This is a genomic window from Roseateles sp., from assembly GCF_031397715.1.
Classification (GTDB): domain Bacteria; phylum Pseudomonadota; class Gammaproteobacteria; order Burkholderiales; family Burkholderiaceae_C; genus Paucibacter_A.
The window spans coordinates 1-24,521 of sequence record NZ_JANNMI010000244.1 but is presented as its reverse complement, the minus strand read 5'-3'; the positions used below and the strand labels follow the sequence as shown (position 1 = coordinate 24,521).

Genomic DNA, 24,521 nt, shown 5'->3' with positions numbered 1-24,521 from the left:
GGTTCAGCGGACTGTAGGGGTTTTCAAAATACGAGCAACGTGTCCGCTGATGCTTTCGACGGCGTTCTGCCTGCCATATTGTTTTTTATAGCATGCTCTGGCAGCGCGGCCGATTCTGAGCGCAGCAGCGTGGTCGCTGAGCAGGCGGCAGGCTCGGCTGGCGATCTGTTCGGCAGACTCCGCCAAAACAATCTCCTCTTCGGGTTTAAAAACCAGCCCTTCAGCTCCGATTCCAGTGCTGATCGTCGGCAGGCCATAACCTGCTGCTTCGATGATCTTGACACGCGTGCCTGCACCAAATCGCAGTGGTGCTAGCACGACGGTGACATCGTTATAAAAGCTGCCAACATCCGGGACGAAATCCAATACCGTGAGCCCTGGCGTGCCGGCGTAGTGGGCGAGGGCGACACCTGATCCTGCCCCGGCAATTTTCAGGTTGGCATCAGGGTGGACTTTGCGTATGCGGGGCCAAATATCCTCGATCAGCCAGGTGGCCGCATCAAGGTTGGGCGGGTGAGCGAAAGATCCGATGAATCCGAAAGTATTTCCTGCGGTGGCTCTTATCGGCAAGTCGGCGGGGGCCGCGACTGCATTGGGGACTGCGGAAACGCACGATGAACCGGAAATTCGTTGCAGCAGATTGGCATCTTCCTGAGAACACACGAAGGTGTGTCGACTGGCTCTTACTGCTGCGCGCTCTCGCAGCATCAATGCAGGTGTTTGCAATAATCTCAAACGTTCACTTTGCCATCGAGGCGCGAACAACAAACCGCGGATGAGGGCCTTGTGTTCGATATCGTCCATGTCGAACAGGATGGGCGGTAATGTGTCTTTGTTCAGCTTCAGTAAAGGCGTGAAGACAGGCAGGCGATGGGCGAAAACCAAAGCAGGCGCGCTGCGCAATGCCATGCGTACCGCCTCAATACAAGGCTCAGAGGCCATATTCAGGTAGTTCTCCTGACTATCGACCCAAAGCGCAGGTTTGAGATAGCGCTGAATGAATGACCAAGCGGGCGGGTTCGGACGGCGTGCCACGGCGGTGACCGTGATTCGTGCCGACCGACCTATTTGGTACTGTGCTGCGTGGCGTGCGGCGAGCGCGGGCATCCCTTCACTGAAAGGCGCAAACGCCATAATTTCGATGGCATCGACATGCGCGCACAAAGCATCGAGAAATAGCGAAAAGCGCTGAAAAATGCCATGTGTAGCCGTTTCAGGCTCATCACTCCAACAGCGAGTTAGAACTAAGGCCTTTTTCACAGCTTTAACCCCAACCGCCGAAATCCATTTGCGAGCCCGTGCTTGATGGCCGTCAACCATGCCGGCGCCAGTTTGGGCCAACTTGCGTGCCGGCCTAGCCAGATCTGATCAAAATGGTCGCGAATCCGGTAGTTTGCCGCCGGCGAAGGGTTGAAGCGTTCTTCAAACGCTTGGCCCGGGTATGCGGTGATCGTTGCGTAGGCCGCGATAAAGTGTTGCGCCATTTTTGACGGTGACCAATGCGCTTGCATCCACAGGCGCGATTCGGCACCGAGCGCTCGCGCAAGTTCGGGTTGGCGAGCAAAGTGCTCCAGTACAGTTTGCAAATTCTCCAGCCGTACATCTAGGGCAGGAAAGTCACTGCGTTTCAATAACTCCGCAAGCATGGTTTGAATTCTGCCGTCGAGGTGAGTCAAGGTCGCGCAGCCTTGGCTCAACGATTCGAGCGTATTCAAATGGTAGCTACCGGTCACTAAATCATCAATAAATACATCACAGTTGGCCTTGCGGGCGATGCATTCGAGGTGCGGGACCTGAGTGATCAAGTCAAGCTCCAGCGGTATTCCCATTTTTTGCAAGGATGCTTGTGTGCGTTTCAGCGTCTTAATTGTTTCCGGATAGCCTTTGGTATCCCAGCGAGAAATACGCGCTGAGCGGAAATTGCTGGGCGCATAGCCGACTCGCAGGGGTTTGCCGGTACGGTCAGGCGAGGCCGGTGCGCGGGCAACGATATTGGGTACGATGCACGCGCGAGAAAAGAATCTCTCTGGATACTGCGCAATCACAAGTTTGGGTATAGGACAGTTCAGTACTTCCTGTTCTGTCTTTCCCATATAGCGGGAAATTAATGCCGGCGTGGAGTGGAGATGCCTCACCAGCGGCTTGCCTTGCACCCATAGTTGCCTGAAATCTAAGGGCGCAAAATCATTGCAATCCAGGTCAATATAGTTATGCAGATGAATCAGGTCCGCCGCCTCGGCAAATGCCAAGATTTCGTCAAGATGATGGTCCCAGCGCCAGTCAAGTTGGAAGCTCAAGCCGGCATAGTTTTCCGGTTTGAGAACGGCCCAACGAGCATCCACCCCTTGCTCACGCAGCGCGGCGCAGATTTGCCCCGGCGCACCAACCAAGGGGGTATGGGAAAGATGCAGGACTTTCATAGAGGCCCCCCCTGAATTGCCTCAAGGCGATCAAGGCGCTTGAGGCGCTTGAGGCAGGCGAGGCTTCTGGCGCTAGCGCCCGCCAGTTGCTGCAGCGCATTCACAGCTTTTGACGCCCGCCTTTGGTCGGCCTGAGTTTGGCTCAGCCATTCATCCTGCAAGCCGGTTGATGACTGTTGGACGCTCAGCAGGCCGTCCCTGTCTGCCATGCTGAAAACGGGGTAGCTGGGAAAGGTCTTGTCCCAGTTCGGCCGCACGGTAACGGGCTTGCCGAACGCGAGGGGCTCCAGCACATTGTGGTCACGGCCGACATGGGCAACCGTGGCGCGGGCGTAAAAATCGCGCAGCTCACCCATGGTATCGAGCACCAACACCGCCAGGTCATCGGCGATAGCAGCGTCACTGTCGTTGCTACGGCATCGGTAGCTGAGTTGGCGAGCCTCCAGGTTGGTGTGGAGTGCGCGCATGACGGCCTGATTTTCTGGGTGGCGGGGCGCAAGTACGAGCAGCGCATTGGGTTGCTGCTTGCGCAGGCCTTCAAAGGCATCCATCACGAGCTCGCGTTCGTCGTCGTCGGTGACGCAACCGGCGACGACGATGGGGCGGTCAGACGCTTCCAGCGAACGCAGGATGGTTGGGCTGCTCGTGTCTTGCCAGCGGCGAACCGACGTCTGCAAAGCATCGAACTTGATATTGCCCGTGACGTGGACTCGCTGCGTGTCTGCGCCAAGGGCAATCAGTTGCTGGGCGACCTGGTCGGTCTGTACACACAGGACATCGAAGATTTGTAGGTAGCTCGCGCCGAGTAGCTGGCGTTCTATTTTGTCCATGCGGCAGCTGGGGGGGTATCCGTACAGCCAGCCGTTGACCAGCGCCACGACCGCACCGGCCTGGTGCGCTTGATAAGGGTAGCCGAACGGCAGGCGGCAGGGCGCGTCGTTGGGCAGGCTGGGAATCTCGGCCACGATGAAGAGTTGCGGCGGACGTTGCGCCGCGAGTTGAGCGGCCGGCGCGCCGCTGGTGCCGATTTCAATGACTTCAGCCAAAGGGTACTGAGCCAGAAAAGCGTCACGGTAGATGCGGCGGTCGGTCAGCAGTACCAGTTGCAGATGCCCATGAAGATCGACCAATTGCCGCAGAAAGGGGGCAATGGCGTTGAGCTCGCCAATTGTGGACGCGAAGACCCACAGCGCAGGTTTCACCGTGGAGTCCGGCGGCAGGTTTGGCGCGGCAGCCGGACCGCTTGTCAGCCGCTCTAAATAGCTGAACAGTCGCCACTTGAACTGGATGGCCGATTTGGGGGCGAGCGAAGTTGGCTGATTGCTCACGAATTTATCTTGCATCCAGTTGGAGTTACTGTGTGGGTGCGCCGGGAAACAGTTTGGTCGAGTAACTGGGCCAACACTTTTGTTTGGCCCTGCCTGCTGTACTCATGAAGCCAGCTTGGAAGATCAAGCGGGCCCCCATTTTCGCGGGTATCTTGATGGCTGAGCGACGTGATCAAACGAATCAATGCGTTGGATATATCTGATGCTGACTCAAGCGCAGCCAAATAAGAATTTTTGCTAGCTCGGCATAAGTTGGCGGTTTCGCCGACTTCATTCGTCAACGCTAGGACGGGGCGCCCACAGCGTAGATACTCGTAGGCTTTGGCAGGAATTTGATCGTTACAAGTATCCGATTGAAGAAGCAACAGGGCCTCGGCAGCTTGCATTTCAGCCAGTGCGGCGCGGTAGGGGACCGGCGGGAGTACTTCAATTTGATCGGAAACGCCATATTCCCTTGCTCTGGCGAGTACGAACGCGTCGTGCTCGCAGGCTCTGAATCTCAGCAACAGACGCTGAACATCGGGATGGCCTTGCTGGCGCAAACTGCGCAACGCCGCAAATAGCGCGGCGGGATCCCGCCATTCGGGATAAACAATGCCGCTATGCAATAGCAACCAACGCCCTGCAGGCCAATCCCGCTTGCCGGCAGCGGTGCCCGCAAAGGCTTGCTCGTCGAATCCGTTGGCAATGATGTGCAGTTCTTGGCTGCGCTCCGGATAACGCTGCGCATAAAGGCGGCTTGCACCGTGAGTCGTGAAGCAAAGGCTGCTTGCACGCTCGAAACACTTTGATTCAATTTTTCTGAAACTTTCCCAAGTGCGGGTATCCGCGGGATAGCCCGTGTGCGCCATTGGGTCACGGAAATCGGCGATCCATGGCAAACCACTGAATCGTTGCAACGTGGCGCCAATTTGATGTGCCGTGGCGATGGGATAGGTCGACCAAATCGCAGACGGCTTGTAGCGCCGAATCATTCGCAGCCCTTCAATGACCGCTCCCCAGTGCCAACTTTGCCAACGATCCGGCAAGGCCAAGGACTGCGGATAGCGCCCAGCAATGGCAAAGTGTTTGGCGGTATCAAAAGCGCAAGCACGCTGAACAATCAACTCCGTCGGGAGCTTCCAATCAGTTTGTGTGTCGGTATCTGGATAGGCTCTGGGATGCGCAGTCAAAATCAAGGGGGTCCAGCCGAATTCGGGCAAATGACGCGTAAACCCCAGCGTTCGCTGAATTCCACTGCTGCCGCGCAAGGGCGGAAAGTGAAAAGCGATCATGAGGATTTTGCGCGGCATGGGTGCGGTTGGTTTTGAGTCAATGCAACTCGGTGGCAACTGGCGTTGAATTGACGGCCGGCTCTGACACCGATGTTTGAACCGCAGTCGCCTGCGCGATCTTTGCCTTGGCTTGCCGGCGCGTCAGCCACGCTTGCAGCCAAGCCCAGCGGTACACGGTGAGGTGGTAGAGCGTACGCGTTTCTTGTGTCAGTTTGGTATGCCAATCCATGACCTTGCCATAGTACTCAATACGCTGAACATGACCTTCTCCGAAAAAGGCCTGGAGTTCTTCTTCGCGAAGTAAAAATGCGGGTGACAGTGTCTTAATTGATTCGTCATATGCCGTTTTGAGCACAATCAGCTGGCCAGCGCGGAGTAGCCCCAAGTTGATGGCAACGGTGCGATCATTGAGTAAATACTCGTAGACCAAGGCTTCGCCCCGCTTGCCCGCCAGCTCAAATAAACTGAGATAGAAGCGCCCTTGGGCATTGTTGGGGTGAATAGCGGTGCCGCGGTCGGCTTTCCAACCGGCGCTTTCCAGTGCACCGTAGCGCGCCAAAACTTGCGCCATCGCGGCGGCATCGGTTAGCTTATTCATGGTTGCAACGACACCATCAGCGGTCAGTTTGTTGCGTTGCTTGCGTAAATTTTGGCGCAGATTTTTCCCACGCGCAGCCCAGTATTCTTCGAAGCTACCTTTGATATCGATCGATGCGGTCGAAATGTAGTCGTCGATGCGGTAGTCGCTACTCTGGCGAGCATCGGAATGCGGCTCAGTAATTGATCGCGGGGTATACAAGGGATCGATCTGTGTCACGGAAACGGCTAGGCAAAAACCAAGCGGGCCACGCATCAACGAGTGAACCAAATCGTACAAATCAACCTGGGCCGCGCCTACCCATGCCCCCAACGGCAGCTGGGAGGGCTGAAAGGTTGCCCATTGCAGTCGACCGATTTTACTTAGAATAAAAATGGCAACGATCTGCTCGCGTAGATATCCCGTTAATACGATTTCACGGCCGTTGCCAAAATTACTGAGTGCGGCTGAAATGGCTGACGCATCCAGGAACGGAAGACTGCCGCGCTGGCAATTGAGTTGATCCCAAGCGGCCTGCAACACAGCATCGGTGTGAAAGTGTGTGGCTGAGGATTTATTCCAGGTAAACGTGGGGCGGGTCATGTGGAATGGACTGAGCTATCGTTGGGTTGCTGGTGCGCTTCAATCAGCGCCGGCTGGGCAGCGCTGTCTACTAGATAATTAATTTAACACTTGTTGAATTGCTGCGGCCGTTTTTCTTATATCAAGTTCTCGTAAATCTTGATGGCATAGTAATTGAAGAACATGGCTACTCCATTGCTGCCCGGCGTCGCCGGTGATAACGGGCGTGCCCGGCCAAATTCTGTCCCATCTAAATACGGGATATCCGTGCAAGCGCAATTCATGATAGACACGATCCGCATCGTCGACCCAAAGAGGAAAGACATAAGGTGCAATGCTTTGATCAGATAATGTATTGCTATCTGGCATCAGCGGCCGGCAGCCAGTTTGATCTTGCAGCAGCAGTGCGTACAATAAAAAATTTTCACGGCGGCGCTGAATTATGTTGTGGCGGGTTATTTTTCTTGTTAACCATAATGAGATGCCAAGCGGTGCGAAGTTGATGCGTGCCATATCGCAGGCAGGCATGAAATCCTCACCTTCAGACCTATCTTTTGGATTGGGAGTTTGCGCATTTTTTTTGCCCCGCAGAATTCGCTTGATGGTCTGCTTGATATTAAGGATGGCGTTTCCAACCGTATTCAAGCCGGCCAGCCGCTCGTGCAAAATTGCCATTTCAACGATGTCAAGAAACCCCTTTGTATGAGCTTTCGCACCCTGCTTTTGCAAATTTAATGGGGCCATGGGCCGTTGACCGGATGCGAGCAGGCCGGCTTCCGGGACCGGTAGAAATTTGGACAAACTGGCCGTGGCAAAGTCCCCCCAGGCACCGACATTGCGCTCGCCCGCCCGGCCGAAAAGTGTATGGGCGCAGTCCTCTATCAGCGCAATACCGTGTTCATCACACCAGTTCCTGACCTCAGCCAGTGAGTGTGGAATGCCGAAATAGTGAGGCACCAGCATGGCCCCGGCGAGCCGTGCTTGTTCGGGTGTGATGCTCGCTAGACTGGGCAGGCCATTGGCTGCAATGCCGTAGTAGCTAGGTTGATGGCCGGCCAACAGTACCGGCGCAACCATGGTTGGGCAATGGTAGGTCGGGAGTAATACCAAGCGACCTGAAGCCAGCTGTAGTTGGCGCAGCGCGTGGTAAATCGCCGCCCGGCCACTGGTGGTGTATGTTTTGTAAGGCAGTAACTCGACACTCGGAAAGGAATTCAGTGCCGATTTTTCAGTGTGGTTGGGGCGTTTGAAACAACCCCATCCCAATACCGGGCCTCTGGGCATCGGCGGCTGCATTGAAGGCTCATCAATGCTGAGTCCAAATCGGGGACTCTCTGCGACTCGCTCTTTTGGCTGTGCGGACGAGGGGGTCAAAAAGTCACCCTCATTTCGAGTTGCTGCTGGCGGCGGAGGCCGCGGCTTCAACGGCTGTCGCGGCGTCAGCGATGGCACTAAGATCGACTGGATCTCGCCACTTCCCCACGGCGCGCAATCGCTCGCGCAGGCCGATGGATGGGTGACCTAATTCGAGTGCCAGATGGGCTTGTTCGAGTGCATCGTCATGGTCACCCAGATCCGCATAAATCATGCCGAGGTTGAAATGTGTGAAGGGATTATCTTCGGCCATTTCTTTAACTATATTGAGCTGGACTCGCGCTTCCGCTTTGCGTTGCCGATTGTTTAGATAGGTCGCAAAAATCATCCGGGCGACGCTGTCGTCGGGCTGAAATCGAACCGCTCGCTCCAACCAACATTCGACCGTGTGCGGCATGCCTATCGGTTTGTCTGTTTTCTCTTTCTCACCTAATCTGATGACGGCGACCAGGGCTTCCGGATAATTTGGGATCGCCCGCAATGTGTAGGCAATATCAGGGCCGGCGGTCGCGGCTGTTTTGCCGGCCCGCAAGGACTTCACAATCGGCGTAAAGTGCGCGCCGGTAACGATATCTCCGGCACCCTGGTATTTCCGGTAATCAAACGGCCCATAGCCGTTCGACAGCTCGCCGCACAGCGTCGGACTAGATTGTGCATGGGCGGCGCCGACGCCGAAGGCCATCATCAAGAAATATAATATATTTTTACTATTAAATATTTTCATGGCTATGACGATGGGGTTATCGGTGGTGGTTGACGGCGTCAATGGTCGCATCAATCATCAGGTTTTTGATATTCGCATCCGAGAAGGTGTGGTCTGCCTGTTTGAATTCTAGATGCGTCATATGGTCGGCTTTGACCAAAGCGCGCCAAGCGGGTGACTGCTGACCGAAGTCAATAAATTCCTTGGCGGTGTAATCATTGCCACTCAAGAATATTTGGAGCTTGCGCTTTGTGTTTGAGCCTGCGCTGGTCATGCGGTCCTGAAAGGTCCGTGAACTCGTGCGGCTCGGTGACGTAGATTTCGACGCCTGCCTGAGGTTCGAGCCGAAGCCCTGCAGTGCAGCGATGGATAAACTGCCGCTAAATAGCTTTTTCCAAAATTCAGGCTGCCTAACTCTTTGTAAATAGTAGTGTTTGACTCGCGTACGAGCCAAACTCTCGGACGAGCGTACCCAGGGGTTGACCAGCACACAAGCACAAACTCGGTCGTCTTCGGTGTCGTCGCAATAAAGCAAGCTGGCCGAGGCCCCATCGCACAGGCCCCAAAGCACCACGCGTTTCAAATGCGTTTGTGTGGCCAATAGCGCATCAATGGCTGAGTTTATATCTGGCGTGACGGCCAGAAAATCGCGCAGGTTCCCAGCGCTGTCGCCCATGCCCCGGTAATCGAAACGCAATGCGGTGTGCCCGGCCTGCGCTAACGAACGTGCCAAGCGCACGAAAAGCCTGTGGCTACCAACCCGGTACTGCGGGCCTCCAACAACGATGATGACACCGATATCACCGCGTGATTGATTCACAACCGGCGCCGACACAATCCCGATCAAGTCGGCACCTTGGCACTGAAAATTCAGCACAGTTTCTTTGCAATTCAAAGTCACGGCGACACCGCTCGGTTTGCCAGCGCGGTGGAACTATGGGTTAGAAAAGCTGCACATGTGGCTTCGAGCAAGGCCGGTGCATCTTCAATTTCCTGGGTCTGCCAAAAGTTCGGTCCTTCAACGAATTGATGCCGCGACGAATAGGCCGCCAATTGCCACTTCGTCAGGCATTGTTGGGTGACCGGGGTTACGTCAATATCTGTGCGGCGGCTGAGTTCCAGCCATTCCAGGCGAACCGGGCCATGTTGACGAGCGATGGGTTCAGGGGCTGCCAGGCTGGCTTTCTCCAGCCCGTTGGCCAAGGCAGGCGACACAGCGTAGCCGGCAACCTCGACCGGTTGGCCCGCGGCCAAGGCCTGCCTCATCGCCTCCATCAGGCCCTTGGCATTGCCGCTCAGCATGTCGGCCGCCAATTTGATACGCAAAAACTGCTGCAGGACTGGCTTGCCCGACGTGGTCGGTTGCCAGAAACAAAAATTCACCGCTTCGGTCAATTTCGCCGCGGCTTGCGCCGCAATCAAACAGCCGCAGCGCAAGCCCCATAGCCATAGGGGCGCCGCGGCATGGCGTGCATCGCGCTCACTCAACCAAGCGACTGCCTGCAGCACATCATTGACCCAGTCGTCCCAGCTGGCGTCACCGAAGTCGCCCGAGCTGTCGCCGCAGCCGTGCAGGTCAATCTGCAAGACGCTGAAGCCGGCGGCGGCAAGCGCGCGGGACTGCAGCGCGGCCATGCGGCGGGACTTGTTCATCTCTTCCGCAAATGGGTGGACATAAACCACCCGGCCGCGCAGCTGATCGCCTTGTGCGGCGTGAAACACGCAAAAGCGCTCGCCGGTGGACGGCGCCGTCGCTGGCAGAAAGAAGGCTTGTGGTGGCGCTTGGGTCACGATGGGCTGCTGACGATCGATTGACGGAGCGGGGAAGCGTCGACGTTCAAGCGGCCAGTTTGGCCGCAACAAAGTCCGTCAGCGACCCCACGGTGGCAAAGGTTTCGCCGTCGATTTCATCGTCGTCGACGGTGATGCCCAGTTGGTCTTCCAGGCTGGTGATCAGGCTGACCACCGCCATCGAGTCGAGTTCCGGGATGGCACCGAGTAAATGGGTGCCACGATCAAAGCTCGCGCCGCGCCCGCCCAGGCTCAAAACCTGATCCAAAATTTGTAGTATTTGTAATTGCGTAGTCATATTGCTCGAAATCCAGGTGTCAGGCGTGCGCATCAAAGCGCTACTACCCCATGTAAAGTTTCGGCATCTTATCCGCTGAGCTTAGGCCCGCGTGTGCAGTATTGCCGCGCCAAGCCGGTGCAATCTCAGGCGCCTTCACCGCGGCCGCGGTGGCAAGCGCGGCGATTCGGTGTGCGATACTTTTTGCACAATATTGGCTCACTATTTATTTCATCTCAATGCCCGAATCGATTCGCTTGAATGAACTGTTGTCCGGTGCGGCAGAACGCTGCGCCGATGCGCCCGCGCTGGTGTATGGCGCAAAGCAGCAAAGCTATGCGGCGCTGAGCGCTGAGGTCGACGCTTTTGCGGCCGGTTTGATGGCGCTGGGCTTGCAGCGCGGCGAGCGGGTCGGCATTTACCTGGAAAAGCGCTTTGAGACGGTGATCGCCAGCTTTGGCGCACCGGCGGCTGGCGCGGTGTTCGTGCCGCTGAACCCCTTGCTGAAGGCCGAGCAGGTCGGCTTCATCATGCAGGACTGCGATGTGCGCGTGCTGCTGACCTCGCCCGAGCGCTATGCCTTGCTGGGCGACACCTTGCAGGCCTGCCCCGCGCTGCGCCATGTGGTGCTGACCGACGGTGCGCACAAGCCGGAAGCAGGGCGGGGCCACGGCATGCACACCTGGAGCGAGCTGCTGGCCGCGCCGGCCCGCGCCGGCCACCGTGTCATCGACACCGATATGGCCGCCATCCTCTACACCTCGGGCTCCACGGGCAAGCCCAAGGGCGTGGTTCTATCGCATCGCAATATGGTGGCCGGCGCCAAGAGCGTGGCTTCCTACCTGGAGAACAAGCCCTCAGACACCTTGCTGGCCGCCTTGCCCCTGTCGTTTGACGCGGGTTTCAGCCAGCGGACCACCGCTTTTCACAGCGGCGCACGTGTGGTGCTGCTGAACTACCTGATGCCGCGTGACGTCTTGAAAGCGATGGAACGCGAAAAGGTCACCGGTCTGACCGCCGTGCCGCCCCTCTATATCCAGTTGGCGCAACTGGAATGGCCCGCCGCCATCAATGAGAACCTGCGCTACTTTGCCAATACCGGCGGGCGCATGCCGCGCGAGACGCTGGACCAATTGCGAGCGCGTGTACCGGCGGCCAAGCCATTTTTGATGTACGGCCTGACCGAGGCTTTCCGCTCGACCTATTTGCCGCCAGAAGAAGTGGATCGCCGGCCCGACTCGATCGGCAAGGCCATCCCCAATGCCGAAATCCTGGTGCTGCGCGACGACGGCAGCCCTTGTGAGGTGGATGAGCCGGGCGAACTGGTGCACCGCGGTGCGCTGGTTGGCATGGGTTATTGGAATGACGCCGAAAAGACGGCCGAGCGCTACAAGCTGCTGCCGCCCGGCTCGCCCGGCCGCCAAGCCGGTTTGCAACTGCCGGAGTACGCGGTGTTTTCCGGTGACTCCGTGCGCCAGGATGCCGAAGGCTTTTTGTACTTCATCGGGCGGCGCGACGAGATGATGAAGACCTCGGGCTACCGGGTCAGCCCGACCGAGGTCGAAGAAATCCTCTACGCCACCAAGCTGGTCGGCGAATGTGTCGCCTTTGGCGTTGATCACGCCACCTTGGGCCAAGCCATCCAGGTCATCGCCACGGCGCCCGGCGGCGCGGGCGAGTTGGATCTGGCCGCGCTGCAAGCGGCTTGCCGTCAGCATATGCCGGCCTATATGGTGCCGGCGGGCATTGAGGCGCAGGCCGGGCCGCTGCCGCGCAACCCGAATGGCAAGATTGACCGCAAGTTGCTGTCTACGGCCTGGCTTGAGCGCAGCTTAGCTTGAATCATCCCAAGAAAATCCCCCATTTATGACCGATTCAGTTGCAGTGAAGCGCGCCCCCATCCACACGCCAATGTCGCAGTTCGAGCTGCTGGACGGTGAATTGATGGTCGGCGGCCAAAAGCTATCGGTGCTGGCCGAGCGCGTCGGTCAAACGCCGTTCTTCGCCTATGACCGCGGCCTGCTGCGAGCGCGCGTGGCGCAGCTACGCCAAGCCTTGCCGGCCCAAGTGAAGTTGCATTTTGCGATGAAGGCCAACCCGATGCCGGCCGTGGTGGGCCTGATGGCGGGCCTGGTGGACGGCATCGATGTGGCCTCGGCGGGTGAGTTGAAGGTGGCCTTGGACGCCGGCGCCGACCCGGCTGAGATCAGTTTCGCCGGGCCCGGCAAGCGCGACATCGAGTTGCGCCAGGCGGTAGCGGCCGGCGTGCTGATCAATGTGGAGTCCAGCCGCGAGTTGCCGGTGCTGGCCGAGGCTTCGGCTCGCTTGGGCCTGCCCGCGCGCGTGGCCATACGCGTCAACCCCGACTTTGAGCTGAAGGGCTCGGGCATGAAGATGGGCGGAGGGCCCAAGCAGTTCGGCATCGATACCGAGCAAATGCCCGCCTTGCTGGCCGAAGTCGGCCGGCTCGGCCTGGCGTTTGAGGGTTTCCATTTGTTTGCCGGCTCGCAGAACCTGCGGCCCGAGTCGATTTGTGAGGCGCAGCAGAAATCCTATGAATTGGCGCTGCGTTTGGCGGCGTTGGCGCCGTCGCCGCCCAAGTTCTTGAACCTGGGCGGCGGCTTCGGTATTCCGTACTTCCCTGGCGAGCAGCCGCTGGATCTGGCGCCGATCTCGGCCAATCTGCAGGCCTTGGTGGCGCGCGCCGCCACCGAGTTGCCCGCAGCTTCCTTGGTCATCGAGCTGGGGCGCTACTTGGTCGGTGAGGCGGGCATTTATGTGACCCGCATCGTCGACCGCAAAACCTCGCGTGGCCAGGTCTATTTGGTCACCGATGGTGGTCTCAACCACCACCTGGCGGCGTCGGGGAACTTTGGCCAGGTGATCCGCAAAAACTACCCGGTCACGATTGGTAACAGGGCCGGCAGCCTGGAGCGGGAATCGGTTTCGGTGGTCGGGCCGCTGTGCACGCCGCTTGATTTGTTGGCCGACCGGATGGAATTACCGACGGCCGAAATTGGCGACCTAGCCGTCGTGTTTCAATCCGGCGCCTATGGGCGCAGCGCCAGCCCTGAGGGCTTTCTAGGGCACCCTGCCAGCGTTGAGGTGTTGGTCTAGCTCGGGCAAACAGAGTGCAGTTGCGCGCTGTCGCGCTCAGCTTAGTCTTCGCGTGAAATTGGCAATCGGACTATTGGCCGCTGCGGCATTGCAACGAGATCGCCGACCGCAGTTGCCCGCTGAATCGGTGTTGTGTTGTGTATCAGCTCCGAAACTCACTGCCTCTTCACGCTAGTCGTTCGATACCGGTTCAAAAAAGAACAGCTGCACCAGACGGGCATCGCTCGGCAGCTGACCAAACAGCTGGCTGATGGCGTGAAAATAGTCGCTTCGGTAAAGAATTAAACGGTTGAAACGCATGGGTACTTCGAGCAACATTTCCCATTCATGGCGCGCATGGGTCAGTCGATCGAAGTCTTGACCTTCACCTTTCGCGCTGCTGCACATGCGAATGAATTCTGCATAACTGCCAAATCGGCTGGCGGCGGCTTGCCCCGTACTTGGCACTCGGCTCCAGCCCGTTTCTCGATGCCGCCAAAAACTGGTCCCACCTTGGCAATGCTCGGGTAGGCTGAGGTACAGAACACCTGCATAGGCGGGACGCGATTGGTCTTGGTCGGCATGGATATCGCAGCGGGCTTTTGAGTTCGCGGGGCTGAGCCGGAATGCTCCGTGGCTTGGCCAGCTCCATTTGATGCTGCGCCCCATGGCATTGGCGATACGCTGCTGCGTGGCTTGATCAGTGAAACCGCCGGCCGTTTGGATACCCGGAAAGTTACCGGCGACATGCTGGCTGGCCGGCGTGAAGTTCTGCGACAAAGCGAAGGTGCGCCAAGCCATGGGGTCCGGCAAGAAATCGTCGAGGACTATCAACTCACGCTCGGCAATCAATTGGGCCGCATCAAAGCCGCTTGGCGTTTGGCATCGGCCTGAACAGCACTGAAAGTTGGCTTCAGACAAGATCGGGTGGGTGCTGCCTTGCCCCTCTGGCAAGGCTTGCTCGGCGTTCGCAAAGCCCATCACGCCGTCGCCGCGCAAGCGAGCATCTAAGGCCATTGCGCGTCGCTGGTGTTGCATCGCTTGGGGCAAACGATCAAGCAAGTAGAGCTGCCGCGCAGCGCCCCAGTGGGCCAAGGCACGCGTCGGTTGTGCTGCCGCAGCCGCCATGAAGCCAGCCGCAGCTTGGGCCACTTCGCCCAAGCCCTCTAGCGTGGCTGCGCGCTGATAGAGCGCGGGTCCGTGCGCAGGATTGCAGCGCAACGCAGCGTCGAAGGAGGCCAAAGCTTCATGGACCCGAGAGTCCAGTATTTGCACTTGGGCAAGTTGGCAATGAATATCCGCGAGCAATGTGGCGAGTTGCACGTGGGCAAGAGCCTGATTCGGGCCTTGCGCCTCAGCCCGATTCAATGCTTGCCGCAGACGCTGTTCGGCTAAAGCCGGCTGCCCCAACTCGATCAAAGCCAAGGCGCACAGTCGCAGGGCTTCAATGTGTTGAGGCGCCAGGTTCAGCGCCTGTTCATACTGACTCAACGCCGCCAACGCTTGGTGCTGGGCTTGATATTGCCTGCCATGCAGCAGCAGGGTAGCAAACACTGTTGACGGCGCTGGCGACCATGCACCTGGCCCGGCTGCTCGGCGTCGTTTGGCCTCGCCCATGCGTTTGTCCTTTAACTTGGCTATGACGCCTCCGTTGACCACGCCGCAAGTCAAGCGGGCCGCGCTGTTTGGCGCGGCCCGCATCACAAATCAGCCGACGACTTCAGGCGGTTTTGCGACGACGCATGGCGCAGGGCGCGAAGGCGGCAAACAAGCCCAGGCCGACAAGCGCATAGGAGCTAGGTTCGGGGACTGTGCACGCATTCGTGCCTCCTGCCGGGCTGTTGACGGCAACACACGCCCCGCCATAGTCCACCCCTGTGAGGTCGGCTGCATCGCGTCCCACAATAACTCTTTCATTGGAACCATTGCCAAACCCAATTTGAGACACTCCGGCATTGAGTGCCTCAAAAGTAAGCGTCACGAGGGTGAAATCACCATCAGCTTGTAGGGCAGCCAAGGCGTCATCGATCAGTGTCTGACTTAGGCTCGGGTCAATGGGCACCGAAAGGGCAAACAGATCAAAACTATTCCCAGCCACGCTTGACAGGTCCTCCCACAGCCCACCCAAGCCAGTGCCAAGCGTCCACGATACCCCCTTCAAAACAGTCGAGTCGAAGTAAATATTGAAGTCAAAGACCGACACAATCTCCGTTGCACTCAGCCCGCTGATATTGACATCTATCGAAAAGTTGTCGCCGGTCAGCGTTGACGAGCTACTTGGATTGAAACTCACCATTGGCGACGCCTGCGCCGCCATCGAGAGTAAGGCGCCAATTGCGAGTGTTGCAGCTCTTGCTGTTTGCTTGATAGCTATTTTCATCTTCATCTCCGTTGGTCAAAAGTCGCAGGTATCCGACAAGTGTTCAGTTGATCGCACAGCTAGCGCGGGTGCACTTGAACGTACAAGCGCGTACATCACGAGCATCGATCTTGCCGTCACCATTGCCGTCTCGTGGGTCGTTCGCCACCGGCACTTGGCCGATGCCGGCTCGGATCAAACGCAGGTCAGCGGTGTCGACATCGCCGTCCAAATCCACGTCACAAGTGCTCACCAAGCTGTTGACCGACAGGTCAAACAAAATCGGTGAATCATTGTTGGTGTTGGCCTTCAGTGTTGTCAGGATTTGGATGTGCCGGCCCAGCGCCGCGAATTGCACGCCCTTGCTGATAGGCTGGTAGGCCTTGATCGGTAGATCGGCTTCGTTGTCTGCGGTGCGGGCCTGTACTTCGATCAATGCTCCCGCAGGCACAAGATCGGTCCAGTTGATCTTGCCCCAGGCGGTACCAGCGGCGCCACTGTCGAACTTGACCGTCCATGTGCCAGAGGGAATGGTCGAATTTCGGGCAGCGAAACCAGCAGCGTCGCTGTAGGTATATGGCATATTGCCGACGGGGAAGGTGCCCAGTGGTGCGCCGTCGCTGCCGCGGTACTTCTGCATCCGCCCTGCAGCTGTGAAGCCGATCTGCCACACGTCATTGTTGGAGTCGACTTGGATGCCCACCGCGAATGACCCCCCCGCCTGAAGAGGCGCTTGCCACTCCAAGGCGCCAGCCGACGAAACCTTGCGGATGGCCGAGTTGCCGGCAATGATGCTGTTCGAGCCGTCAACCACAATGCCGTTTGACGAAACGGTCATGTTCGGGATGGCGGCCGACGCATTTGTCACCGGGTCATAGACTCGGTTGCCCGAACCGACGTAGACCTTGCCGCTGCCCAAGGCGATACCGTAGTTCGACATGTTTCCAATTGCGGACACCGGATAGGGTCCGGAATTGCTTGACGTGCCGTCAATGCGCCCGAGCGTTCCGCCCAAGCTCGCGCTCCAGAGTGTGCCGCTCTTGTCGATCAAACAACCGTAGGGCGTCCAGGGTACGCTGACCGGCCCTGCGATTTGACTGCCATCGACGGCGCTGACCTTGTAATACGTTTGCGCGTTGTACATGCCGACCCACAAGTTGCCGTCGGTGCCTATACACAGAGACCGGCCCAGTCCATTTTGTGAGCCAACCTCAACCGCCCAGGCGATGCGCTCATCGGTGATTTCGTTTGGGTCGATCTTGTCATTGCCATTGAGATCCGACATCAACAGCGGAGTTGGCCCGGAGGAGGTGTCCATCACGCCATTGCTGTTGCGGTCAATGAACCCTTCTGCCAGGATCTTGATCAGAACCGGCTTTTTGTTTTCAAAGAAGCGATTCAAGACAAAGGCATTGCCAGACAAATCAACCGCCGTACGCGAGGGGGCCGGGCCACTGTAGGCCCCGTGAATGCCACGTGTGTTGACCGCACCCACACCGCCAAAATAGGTTCTGTAGCGCGCAATTTCAACGTTCGCGGTGGTGTCGAACTTTGACACCGTGTCTTCACCGGCGTTGGCGATCCACATCACCGGGAACGTGGTGCCGATCACGCTGAGCTGTAGCTGATGATTGTTTGGCGCGGTGTGATTGACGCCCGATAACAGGCCCAGGTCAAAATCCGGGTCGAAGGTGTAAGTCTTGCTCGCCGCCAGCGCATTTGAACTGAGCGAAAGCGCGACGACCAAACCCGCAACAGCCGACAGCGTTGACATAGCAGGCTGGCTTTGCATTTGTGTTTTTTTCATGGTGTTCATTGGGTTGCCTCATGTGAGTTCACTTACGTGAAATGGGTTGACGAGCTGCGCTTTCAGTCGCGAAGCATGGCCAGCGGCCTTAAGGTGTGATCCATGTCATGGGATGGATGTCGGGCCAGCGCTTGTGTCGTCATGCTGGCAAGATCCACCTCATACAGAAGCGTGGTGCCGCTGCGCAGGCTGGCGAAGACGACCTTGCGTCCGTCCGCACTCCACTTGGGATCAAAGTCTTCGCTGGGGTGGCGGCTTAGATTTCGCGCTTCGCCGCCATTTGCGTTCATAACGAAAATGTCGGAGCGGCTATTCAACTGGTCGTCACGGTTGCTGGCGAAAACGATTCGCTGGCCATCGGGCGACCAGCGAGCGGCCTCATGGCCAGCCTGGACGGCCGAAGTTAAGTTCGTGGTGACGCCGCTGGCCACGTCGGTGACGAGTATGTGCGTGCCCTTTTCGCGCAAATCGCCAATCCAGACCAGCTTCTTTCCGTCCGGCGAAAGATCAGCCCAACCGGCACCGCGAGGGGCGGTTTTGCTGCTCAGTTCACGCAGATTGCCGCCGTCACTTTGCACCACCCAGACTTGGCTGCGGCCTTTGTCGTCTTGACCCAAGAAGCTGACGCTTTGCCCGTCCCTCGACCACACCGGCGCGGCCGGGCCCTTGTCTTTGCCATTGCCTTTGATGACGACGAGCTCTTGCGTTTTGAGGTCCAGCAGGTGCAGTTGCATGGATCCGCTGGCCATGTCCATGGTGAAGTAGGCAAGCGAGTGCCCGTCGGGTGACCATGACGGAGCCAGCTCGGCCAAGCTTCCGGCACTGACTCGGCGTTTGGCGGAACCATCGGGATTCATGACGAAAACCACCGTCCGCCCGGCCTCTCGCGCCACAAATGCCAAGCGTCCGTCCTGCGCCATCGAAGGCTGGGCAAAAAGCCCTTTGCCCTCGGTCAGCATAAGTTCTTCGCCAACACCGTCGCGCACCCAAATTTGTGGGTCGCCAGTACGAATCGAGACATAGGCCATTTGCGGCTTTGACAGCGCAGCCGCGAACGCAGACGTGGCCGCCAAAAAGAAAAATCCGGTGGAGAGTGACGCGCAAAGGAATGAGCGCGTTATTGCCCCATGTGCAAAACGTCTTTGCTTCATTGGTAGCCTCACTGCATCACGTGAAAATTGGTGCTGCTCAGTGTCTTGCCACCGCTGTCCAGTACCGTCAGCGAATAAGGACCAGGGCCTTGTGGCTGAACCCGGTGGTTCAGCGAACCGTCGGCTGCGACCACGGCGGAAAGGTGCGTCTCAACGCCAGCGGGCGTGCGCAATGCAATCGAAACTGGCGCATTGGGCTTAAATCCTTTGCCCGTGAACACGGCGGCTTTGGTGGCTTCCACCATCGACGGCCCAGCGAAACTCGGTGCTGCTGCTACTTGTTTTTGCGGTGGCTGAGGCATCGGCGTTTGCGCTGCGCTAAGGACTGGCACCCATGCCAGGGCGACGGCTAAACACTGGAGGTATTGTTTGAGTGAACTCATCAACCTGCTGCTTTCTAACAATCCACTTGACGCGTATGACGCTGATGTTGGAATAGCCGCAAAGCGCTGTTTCCTGTGAAATTTTTGAGAGATCTCGCATTTCATGGATTGACTCCTAAACAGGTTGGCGCGCAAGAGGCTCTGCGCGTAACTCGATCGTTTCAGGTACGAAACGACGGCGCAAGCCTAGGCGTCAGGGAAAGACGTTAGTCCACCCCCTCGATTGAGGGGGTTTTGCATTTCTTCCCCCTAGCTTGAATGTTGGCGGGGGTGCTTGGCATGAGGCCCTAGCTGCCCGTCGGGTGTGCATTTCTGCAGATGACTGATTTTGGTCAGCGCGCGGTGTTTGATTCATTGATGCGACCGCCTGCGGGCGGTCATGGCGAGCATGGGCATCGAGCCAAATTTCGAACGTGGCTTCGTATTCTGCGAACGGTTACTTATTGAATCAAGCTATGTGTGCCCGGAGGCGAAGGGTTAAAGTCCATCCATGCGGCTAGATCTGACCTCCCTCAACCTCGTCCTCGCCATCGAGCAAACGCGCTCGATCACGGCTGGCGCCAAGCATGAGCATCTGGCCTTGGCGGCGGCGTCGAAGCGCTTGTCTGATCTGGAGTCGCGCCTAGGCGTGCAGCTGTTCGAGCGGCGAGCGCGCGGCGTCGAGCCGACCGAGGCATGCCGGGCGCTGGTGCGCCATATCCGCTCGCTGCATGCGTCCTTGCATGCGCTGGAGAGCGAGGTGGTCGAGTTCGCGCGCGGCATCAAGGGCCATCTGCGCATCGCGGCCAATTCCGGCTCGATTGCCGAATGCCTGCCCGCCGATCTGGCCGCCTTCAGCCAGGCGCACCCGCAGATTCGCAGCAGCCTGGAGGACCTGACCAGCGCCGAGGTGCAGGCGGCTGTTGCCGAGGGCCGCGCCGATGTCGGCGTGTTCACGCCGCCGCTGCTGGACAACCGCGTCCAGCATTGGGTCTACCGGCCGGCACGGCTGGCCGTGCTGGTGCCCGCCGGCCATGCGTTGGCCGAGCGCGGCCGGGTCAGCTTCAGTGACTTGCTGGATTACGATTTGATCGGCCTGCACGCGGGCGCGTCGGCGCAAGAGCTGATGCGCGAACAGGCACTGGCGCGTGGCCGCACGCTGAATGCGCGGCTGGCGGTGCGCGGCTTTGATGCGATTGCGCAGCTGGTCGAGGCGGGCCTGGGTGTGGCGGTCTTGCCCGAGGGCCCGGCCGAACGGTTTTCAAGGGTGTTTGCCGTGCGCCTGCTGCAGCTCGATGAGAGCTGGGCGGCGCGCGAGTATTGTTTGGGGGTGTTGCGCCAGGAGCGCTTGCCCACCGTGGTGCAGCGCTTCGTCGATGCGCTGCTGATCAAGGAAGGAAGCTGATATGACGACGATTGATATTGCACGCACGCTCTACGACAAACTCTGGGATGAGCATGTCGTCCACACCGAGGAGGACGGCACGGCCACCCTCTATATCGACCGCCATCTGCTGCATGAAGTGACCAGCCCGCAGGCCTTTGAGGGCCTGGATCTGGCTCACCGCAGGGTCTGGCGCTTATCGGCCAATCTGGCGGTCAGCGACCACAATGTGCCGACCACCGACCGCAGCCAAGGCATTACCGACCCCGTTTCCAAGCTGCAGGTCGATACGCTGGACAAGAACTGCGACCGCCATCATCTGACCCAGTTCAAGATGAATGACAAGCGCCAGGGCATCGTCCATGTGATCGGCCCGGAGCAGGGCGCCACGCTGCCCGGCATGACCGTCGTCTGCGGCGACAGCCACACCTCCACCCACGGCGCGTTCGGCGCCTTGGCGCATGGCATCGGCACCTCCGAGGTCGAGCATGTGCTGGCGACGCAGACCCTGCTGGCGCGCAAGGCCAAGAACCTGCTGGTGCGGGTGGAGGGGCAGCTGCCGCGGGGCTGCGGGGCCAAGGACATCGTGCTGGCCATCATCGGCAGAATCGGCACCGCCGGCGGCACCGGTTACACGATCGAGTTCGGCGGCGCCGCCATTCGCGCGCTCAGCATGGAAGGGCGCATGACGGTCTGCAATATGGCGATCGAAGCGGGCGCGCGCGCCGGCCTGATCGCCGTCGACGAAACCACCATCAACTACTGCAAGGGCCGGCCCTTTTCTCCGACCGGTTTGGAGTGGGAAATGGCCGTTAGCTACTGGCGCGGCCTGCAGTCGGACGCCGGTGCCAAGTTCGATCGGGTGGTCGAGTTGGACGCCGCTCTTATCCGCCCGCAAGTGACCTGGGGCACTTCGCCCGAGATGGTCTTGGGCATCGACGCGCGCGTGCCCGACCCCGACAAAGAGAAGGACGCCGTCAAGCGCGGCGCCATCGAGCGGGCCTTGCAATACATGAACCTGGAGCCGAACAAGGCGATCGCCGACATCCACATCGACAAGGTCTTTATCGGCTCCTGCACCAATAGCCGCATCGAGGACATGCGCGAGGCGGCCGCCGTCGTGCGCCGCATGGCTGGCAACAACGGCGGTCGTTTGGCCGCCAATGTGCGGCTGGCCCTGGTGGTGCCGGGCTCGGGCCTGGTCAAGGCGCAGGCCGAGGCCGAGGGGCTGGACGTGATCTTCAAGGCGGCCGGCTTCGAGTGGCGCGAGCCAGGCTGTTCGATGTGTCTGGCGATGAATGCCGACCGGCTGGAGCCGGGCGAGCGTTGTGCCTCGACCAGCAACCGCAATTTCGAAGGCCGCCAGGGCGCCGGCGGCCGCACCCATCTGGTCAGCCCGGCGATGGCCGCGGCGGCCGCGATGCAAGGCCATTTTGTTGACGTCAGCCGCTTGGTCTGACAACGAGGACTTTCAACATGCAGAAATTCACCCTCCACAAGGGCCTGGTCGCACCGATGGACCGCGACAACGTCGACACCGACGCCATCATCCCCAAGCAGTTCCTGAAGTCGATCAAGCGCAGCGGCTTCGGCCCGAATCTGTTCGACGAATGGCGCTATCTGGACGCCGGCGAGCCTGGTCAGGATCCTGCCACGCGCCGGCCTAACCCTGACTTCGTGCTGAACCAGGCGCGCTACCAAGGCGCCTCGGTGCTGCTGGCGCGCAGCAATTTCGGCTGCGGCTCCAGCCGTGAACATGCGCCCTGGGCGCTCGATCAATACGGCTTTCGCGCCCTGATCGCGCCGAGCTTTGCCGATATCTTTTTCAACAACTGTTTCAAGAACGGCTTGCTGCCGATTCAGCTGCCGGCCGATCAGGTGGCGCGGCTGTTCGATGAAGTGCACGCCTTCCCCGGCTATCAGCTGACCATTGATCTGGAGCGCCAGCTGGTGATCAAGGCCGACGGCGTTGAGCTGGCCTTCGAGGTCGAGCCCTTCCGCAAGTTCTGCCTGTTAGGTGGCTTTGACGACATCGGCCTGACGCTGCGCCATGCCGACAAGATTGCGGCCTTCGAGACCGAGCGCATGGCCAACAAGCCCTGGCTGAACAACCGTTTGATTGCCTGAGGAACCTAGCAAATGAAAATCGCAATTCTTCCCGGTGACGGCATCGGCACCGAGATCGTCGCCGAGGCGGTCAAGGTCTTGAATGTGCTCGATCTGCAATTCGAGATGGAAACCGCCCCGGTCGGCGGCGCCGCCTATGAATCCAAGGGCCATCCGCTGCCCGACTCCACGCTGCAACTGGCCAAGGACGCCGACGCGATCCTGTTCGGTGCCGTCGGTGACTGGAAGTACGACAAGCTGGAGCGCCCGCTGCGTCCCGAGCAGGCCATCCTCGGCCTGCGAAAGCACCTGGGTCTGTTCGCCAACTTCCGCCCGGCGATTTGCTATGCGCAGCTCACGCATGCGTCCAGCCTTAAACCTGAGCTGGTGGCCGGCCTGGACATCCTGATCATCCGCGAGCTGACCGGCGACATCTACTTCGGCCAGCCACGCGGCCGGCGCACGGCGGTGGATGGGCATTTCCCTGGCGCCGAGGAAGCCTTCGACACCATGCGCTATTCGCGCCCCGAGATCGAGCGCATCGCCCATGTGGCCTTCCAGGCGGCACGCAAGCGCAGCAAACGCGTCACCTCGGTCGACAAGGCCAATGTGCTGGAGACCTTCCAGTTCTGGAAGGACGTGATGATCGAAGTGCACGCCGACTACCCGGACGTCGAGCTCGACCATATGTATGTGGACAACGCGGCCATGCAGCTGGTCAAGGCGCCGAAGAAGTTCGACGTGATGGTGACCGGCAATATGTTCGGCGACATCCTGTCCGACGCGGCCGCGATGCTGACCGGCTCGATCGGCATGCTGCCCTCGGCCTCGCTGGACAAGCACAACAAGGGCCTGTACGAGCCCAGCCACGGCAGCGCGCCGGACATCGCTGGCAAGGGCGTGGCCAATCCTCTGGCTACAATCCTCTCCGCTGCCATGATGCTCAAGTTCTCCCTCAATCAACCCATTGCTGCCGCCCGAATCGAGGCGGCCGTTGGCTCGGTGTTGTCCCAAGGTCTGCGCACAGCCGACATTTGGAGCGAGGGCACCCAAAAAGTGGGCACGCGCGAGATGGGTGATGCGGTTGTACGCGCCATCACCATGACCAAAACCATTAAGGGCTAGTTCGGCTCCGGTTTGTCTCGCCTCTACCCCCCGGCGACACAGGCCGGGGTAGGAAAAGCTCTCAGAGTTACTTTTTTTGAGAACGATAGAGGTTAGCAAAATGACGACATTAGTTGGATTGGTGGGCTGGCGCGGCATGGTCGGCTCTGTGTTGATGGACCGCATGGCGGCTGAAGCCGACTTCGATCTGATCGAGCCGCTGTTCTTCAGCACCTCGAACGCCGGCGGCGCCGCCCCGGTGTTTGCCAAGAACGAAACCAAGCTGCAAAACGCCTTCGATATCGCCCAGCTCCAGCGCTGCGACATCATCATTACCGCCCAGGGCGGCGACTACACGGCCGAGGTCTTCCCCAAGCTGCGCGCCGCCGGCTGGAACGGCCATTGGATCGACGCCGCCTCGACACTGCGCATGGAGCCCGACGCCATCATCGTGCTCGACCCGGTGAATTTGCCCGTTATTGAAAACGCCTTGGCCAAAGGCGGCAAGACCTGGGTTGGCGGCAACTGCACCGTGTCCTGCATGCTGATGGGCGTGGGCGCGCTCTACAAGGCCGGCCTGGTCGAGTGGATGAGCACGCAGACCTATCAGGCCGCATCGGGCGGCGGGGCGCAACATATGCGCGAGCTGCTGACGCAGTACGGCACGCTGAACGCGTCGGTCAGGGCCATGTTGGACGACCCCAAGAGCGCCATCCTGGACATCGACCGCCAGGTGACCGCCACCCAGCGCGCCTTGAGCGCCGCCGAGACGGCCAATTTTGGCGTGCCGCTGGGCGGCTCGCTGATCCCGTGGATCGACAAGGAC

General features: G+C 59.3%; 23 protein-coding genes. 8 read left to right on the top strand and 15 right to left on the bottom strand.

What is annotated here, in order from left to right:
* Nucleotides 1-3: 3 nt before the first annotated feature.
* From RMO57_RS10600 to RMO57_RS10555, 10 genes are all read right to left on the bottom strand, one after another.
* Nucleotides 4-1,320, bottom strand: coding sequence for a glycosyltransferase family 4 protein (locus RMO57_RS10600; RefSeq protein ID WP_310386419.1), 1,317 nt, complete (start codon nt 1,318-1,320; stop codon nt 4-6).
* Complete coding sequence (locus tag RMO57_RS10595) at nt 1,257-2,420, bottom strand: hypothetical protein (RefSeq protein ID WP_310386417.1); 1,164 nt, start codon at nt 2,418-2,420, stop codon at nt 1,257-1,259. The genes RMO57_RS10600 and RMO57_RS10595 overlap by 64 nt, the downstream gene beginning before the upstream one ends.
* Nucleotides 2,417-3,763, bottom strand: coding sequence for a 3-deoxy-D-manno-octulosonic acid transferase (locus RMO57_RS10590; protein ID WP_310386415.1), 1,347 nt, complete (start codon nt 3,761-3,763; stop codon nt 2,417-2,419). Before RMO57_RS10590 ends, RMO57_RS10595 begins: the two co-directional genes overlap by 4 nt.
* Nucleotides 3,745-5,040 carry a glycosyltransferase gene (locus RMO57_RS10585; RefSeq protein ID WP_310386413.1) on the bottom strand — a complete coding sequence of 432 codons (1,296 nt, stop codon included), beginning with the start codon at nt 5,038-5,040 and terminating at the stop codon, nt 3,745-3,747. The genes RMO57_RS10590 and RMO57_RS10585 overlap by 19 nt, the downstream gene beginning before the upstream one ends.
* A gap of 19 nt (nt 5,041-5,059) precedes the next feature.
* Entirely contained in the window at nt 5,060-6,202 is a 1,143-nt protein-coding gene (locus tag RMO57_RS10580; protein WP_310386412.1) for a GNAT family N-acetyltransferase, read from the bottom strand.
* A 78-nt stretch (nt 6,203-6,280) separates the two neighbouring features.
* A complete protein-coding gene (locus tag RMO57_RS10575; RefSeq protein WP_310386410.1) occupies nt 6,281-7,477 on the bottom strand; it encodes a DegT/DnrJ/EryC1/StrS family aminotransferase in 1,197 nt (398 codons plus the stop codon).
* Nucleotides 7,478-7,565: 88 nt separating this feature from the next.
* The gene (locus RMO57_RS10570; protein WP_310386408.1) at nt 7,566-8,279 is read right to left on the bottom strand and encodes a hypothetical protein; all 714 of its coding nucleotides are present in this window, start codon (nt 8,277-8,279) and stop codon (nt 7,566-7,568) included.
* Between the two features lie 16 nt (nt 8,280-8,295).
* Nucleotides 8,296-9,135: a hydrolase 1, exosortase A system-associated gene (locus RMO57_RS10565; RefSeq protein WP_310386407.1), complete on the bottom strand. Its 840-nt coding sequence runs from the start codon at nt 9,133-9,135 to the stop codon at nt 8,296-8,298.
* A gap of 20 nt (nt 9,136-9,155) precedes the next feature.
* Nucleotides 9,156-10,049: a hydrolase 2, exosortase A system-associated gene (locus RMO57_RS10560; RefSeq protein ID WP_310386405.1), complete on the bottom strand. Its 894-nt coding sequence runs from the start codon at nt 10,047-10,049 to the stop codon at nt 9,156-9,158.
* Nucleotides 10,050-10,095: 46 nt separating this feature from the next.
* Nucleotides 10,096-10,347: a phosphopantetheine-binding protein gene (locus RMO57_RS10555; RefSeq protein WP_310386403.1), complete on the bottom strand. Its 252-nt coding sequence runs from the start codon at nt 10,345-10,347 to the stop codon at nt 10,096-10,098.
* A 218-nt stretch (nt 10,348-10,565) separates the two neighbouring features.
* Between RMO57_RS10555 and RMO57_RS10550 the strand changes: the two genes are divergently transcribed.
* The gene (locus RMO57_RS10550; protein ID WP_310386401.1) at nt 10,566-12,167 is read left to right on the top strand and encodes an acyl-CoA ligase (AMP-forming), exosortase A system-associated; all 1,602 of its coding nucleotides are present in this window, start codon (nt 10,566-10,568) and stop codon (nt 12,165-12,167) included.
* Nucleotides 12,168-12,192: 25 nt separating this feature from the next.
* The gene (locus RMO57_RS10545; RefSeq protein WP_310386399.1) at nt 12,193-13,443 is read left to right on the top strand and encodes a pyridoxal-dependent decarboxylase, exosortase A system-associated; all 1,251 of its coding nucleotides are present in this window, start codon (nt 12,193-12,195) and stop codon (nt 13,441-13,443) included.
* A gap of 171 nt (nt 13,444-13,614) precedes the next feature.
* Here the strand turns inward: RMO57_RS10545 and RMO57_RS10540 are convergent, their stop codons facing one another.
* Complete coding sequence (locus RMO57_RS10540) at nt 13,615-14,421, bottom strand: DUF6445 family protein (protein ID WP_310386397.1); 807 nt, start codon at nt 14,419-14,421, stop codon at nt 13,615-13,617.
* 249 nt (nt 14,422-14,670) lie between these two features.
* On the opposite strand from RMO57_RS10540, the gene RMO57_RS10535 reads away from it, so the two are divergent.
* A complete protein-coding gene (locus tag RMO57_RS10535; RefSeq protein ID WP_310386396.1) occupies nt 14,671-14,817 on the top strand; it encodes a hypothetical protein in 147 nt (48 codons plus the stop codon).
* Between the two features lie 325 nt (nt 14,818-15,142).
* Here the strand turns inward: RMO57_RS10535 and RMO57_RS10530 are convergent, their stop codons facing one another.
* The 4 genes from RMO57_RS10530 to RMO57_RS10515 are packed head-to-tail and all read right to left on the bottom strand — an operon-like array spanning nt 15,143 to nt 19,227.
* Nucleotides 15,143-15,802 carry a cohesin domain-containing protein gene (locus tag RMO57_RS10530; RefSeq protein WP_310386394.1) on the bottom strand — a complete coding sequence of 220 codons (660 nt, stop codon included), beginning with the start codon at nt 15,800-15,802 and terminating at the stop codon, nt 15,143-15,145.
* 43 nt (nt 15,803-15,845) lie between these two features.
* Complete coding sequence (locus RMO57_RS10525; RefSeq protein WP_310386392.1) at nt 15,846-17,597, bottom strand: hypothetical protein; 1,752 nt, start codon at nt 17,595-17,597, stop codon at nt 15,846-15,848.
* Nucleotides 17,598-17,650: 53 nt separating this feature from the next.
* The gene (locus RMO57_RS10520) at nt 17,651-18,739 is read right to left on the bottom strand and encodes a hypothetical protein (protein WP_310386390.1); all 1,089 of its coding nucleotides are present in this window, start codon (nt 18,737-18,739) and stop codon (nt 17,651-17,653) included.
* Between the two features lie 8 nt (nt 18,740-18,747).
* Nucleotides 18,748-19,227 (bottom strand): hypothetical protein, encoded by a 480-nt coding sequence (locus tag RMO57_RS10515; RefSeq protein ID WP_310386388.1) that lies wholly within the window; start codon nt 19,225-19,227, stop codon nt 18,748-18,750.
* A 385-nt stretch (nt 19,228-19,612) separates the two neighbouring features.
* On the opposite strand from RMO57_RS10515, the gene RMO57_RS10510 reads away from it, so the two are divergent.
* The 5 genes from RMO57_RS10510 to asd form a co-directional block, all read left to right on the top strand.
* A complete protein-coding gene (locus RMO57_RS10510; RefSeq protein WP_310386385.1) occupies nt 19,613-20,506 on the top strand; it encodes a LysR family transcriptional regulator in 894 nt (297 codons plus the stop codon).
* Nucleotides 20,507-20,522: 16 nt separating this feature from the next.
* Nucleotides 20,523-21,944, top strand: coding sequence for a 3-isopropylmalate dehydratase large subunit (leuC, locus tag RMO57_RS10505; RefSeq protein WP_310386436.1), 1,422 nt, complete (start codon nt 20,523-20,525; stop codon nt 21,942-21,944).
* Nucleotides 21,945-21,961: 17 nt separating this feature from the next.
* Nucleotides 21,962-22,612 carry a 3-isopropylmalate dehydratase small subunit gene (leuD, locus tag RMO57_RS10500; RefSeq protein WP_310386384.1) on the top strand — a complete coding sequence of 217 codons (651 nt, stop codon included), beginning with the start codon at nt 21,962-21,964 and terminating at the stop codon, nt 22,610-22,612.
* A 12-nt stretch (nt 22,613-22,624) separates the two neighbouring features.
* Nucleotides 22,625-23,716, top strand: a complete 1,092-nt coding sequence (gene leuB, locus RMO57_RS10495; RefSeq protein ID WP_310386382.1) for a 3-isopropylmalate dehydrogenase — start codon at nt 22,625-22,627, stop codon at nt 23,714-23,716.
* Nucleotides 23,717-23,816: 100 nt separating this feature from the next.
* A partial coding sequence (asd, locus tag RMO57_RS10490) for an aspartate-semialdehyde dehydrogenase (protein ID WP_310386381.1) occupies nt 23,817-24,521 on the top strand: 705 nt, incomplete at its 3' end.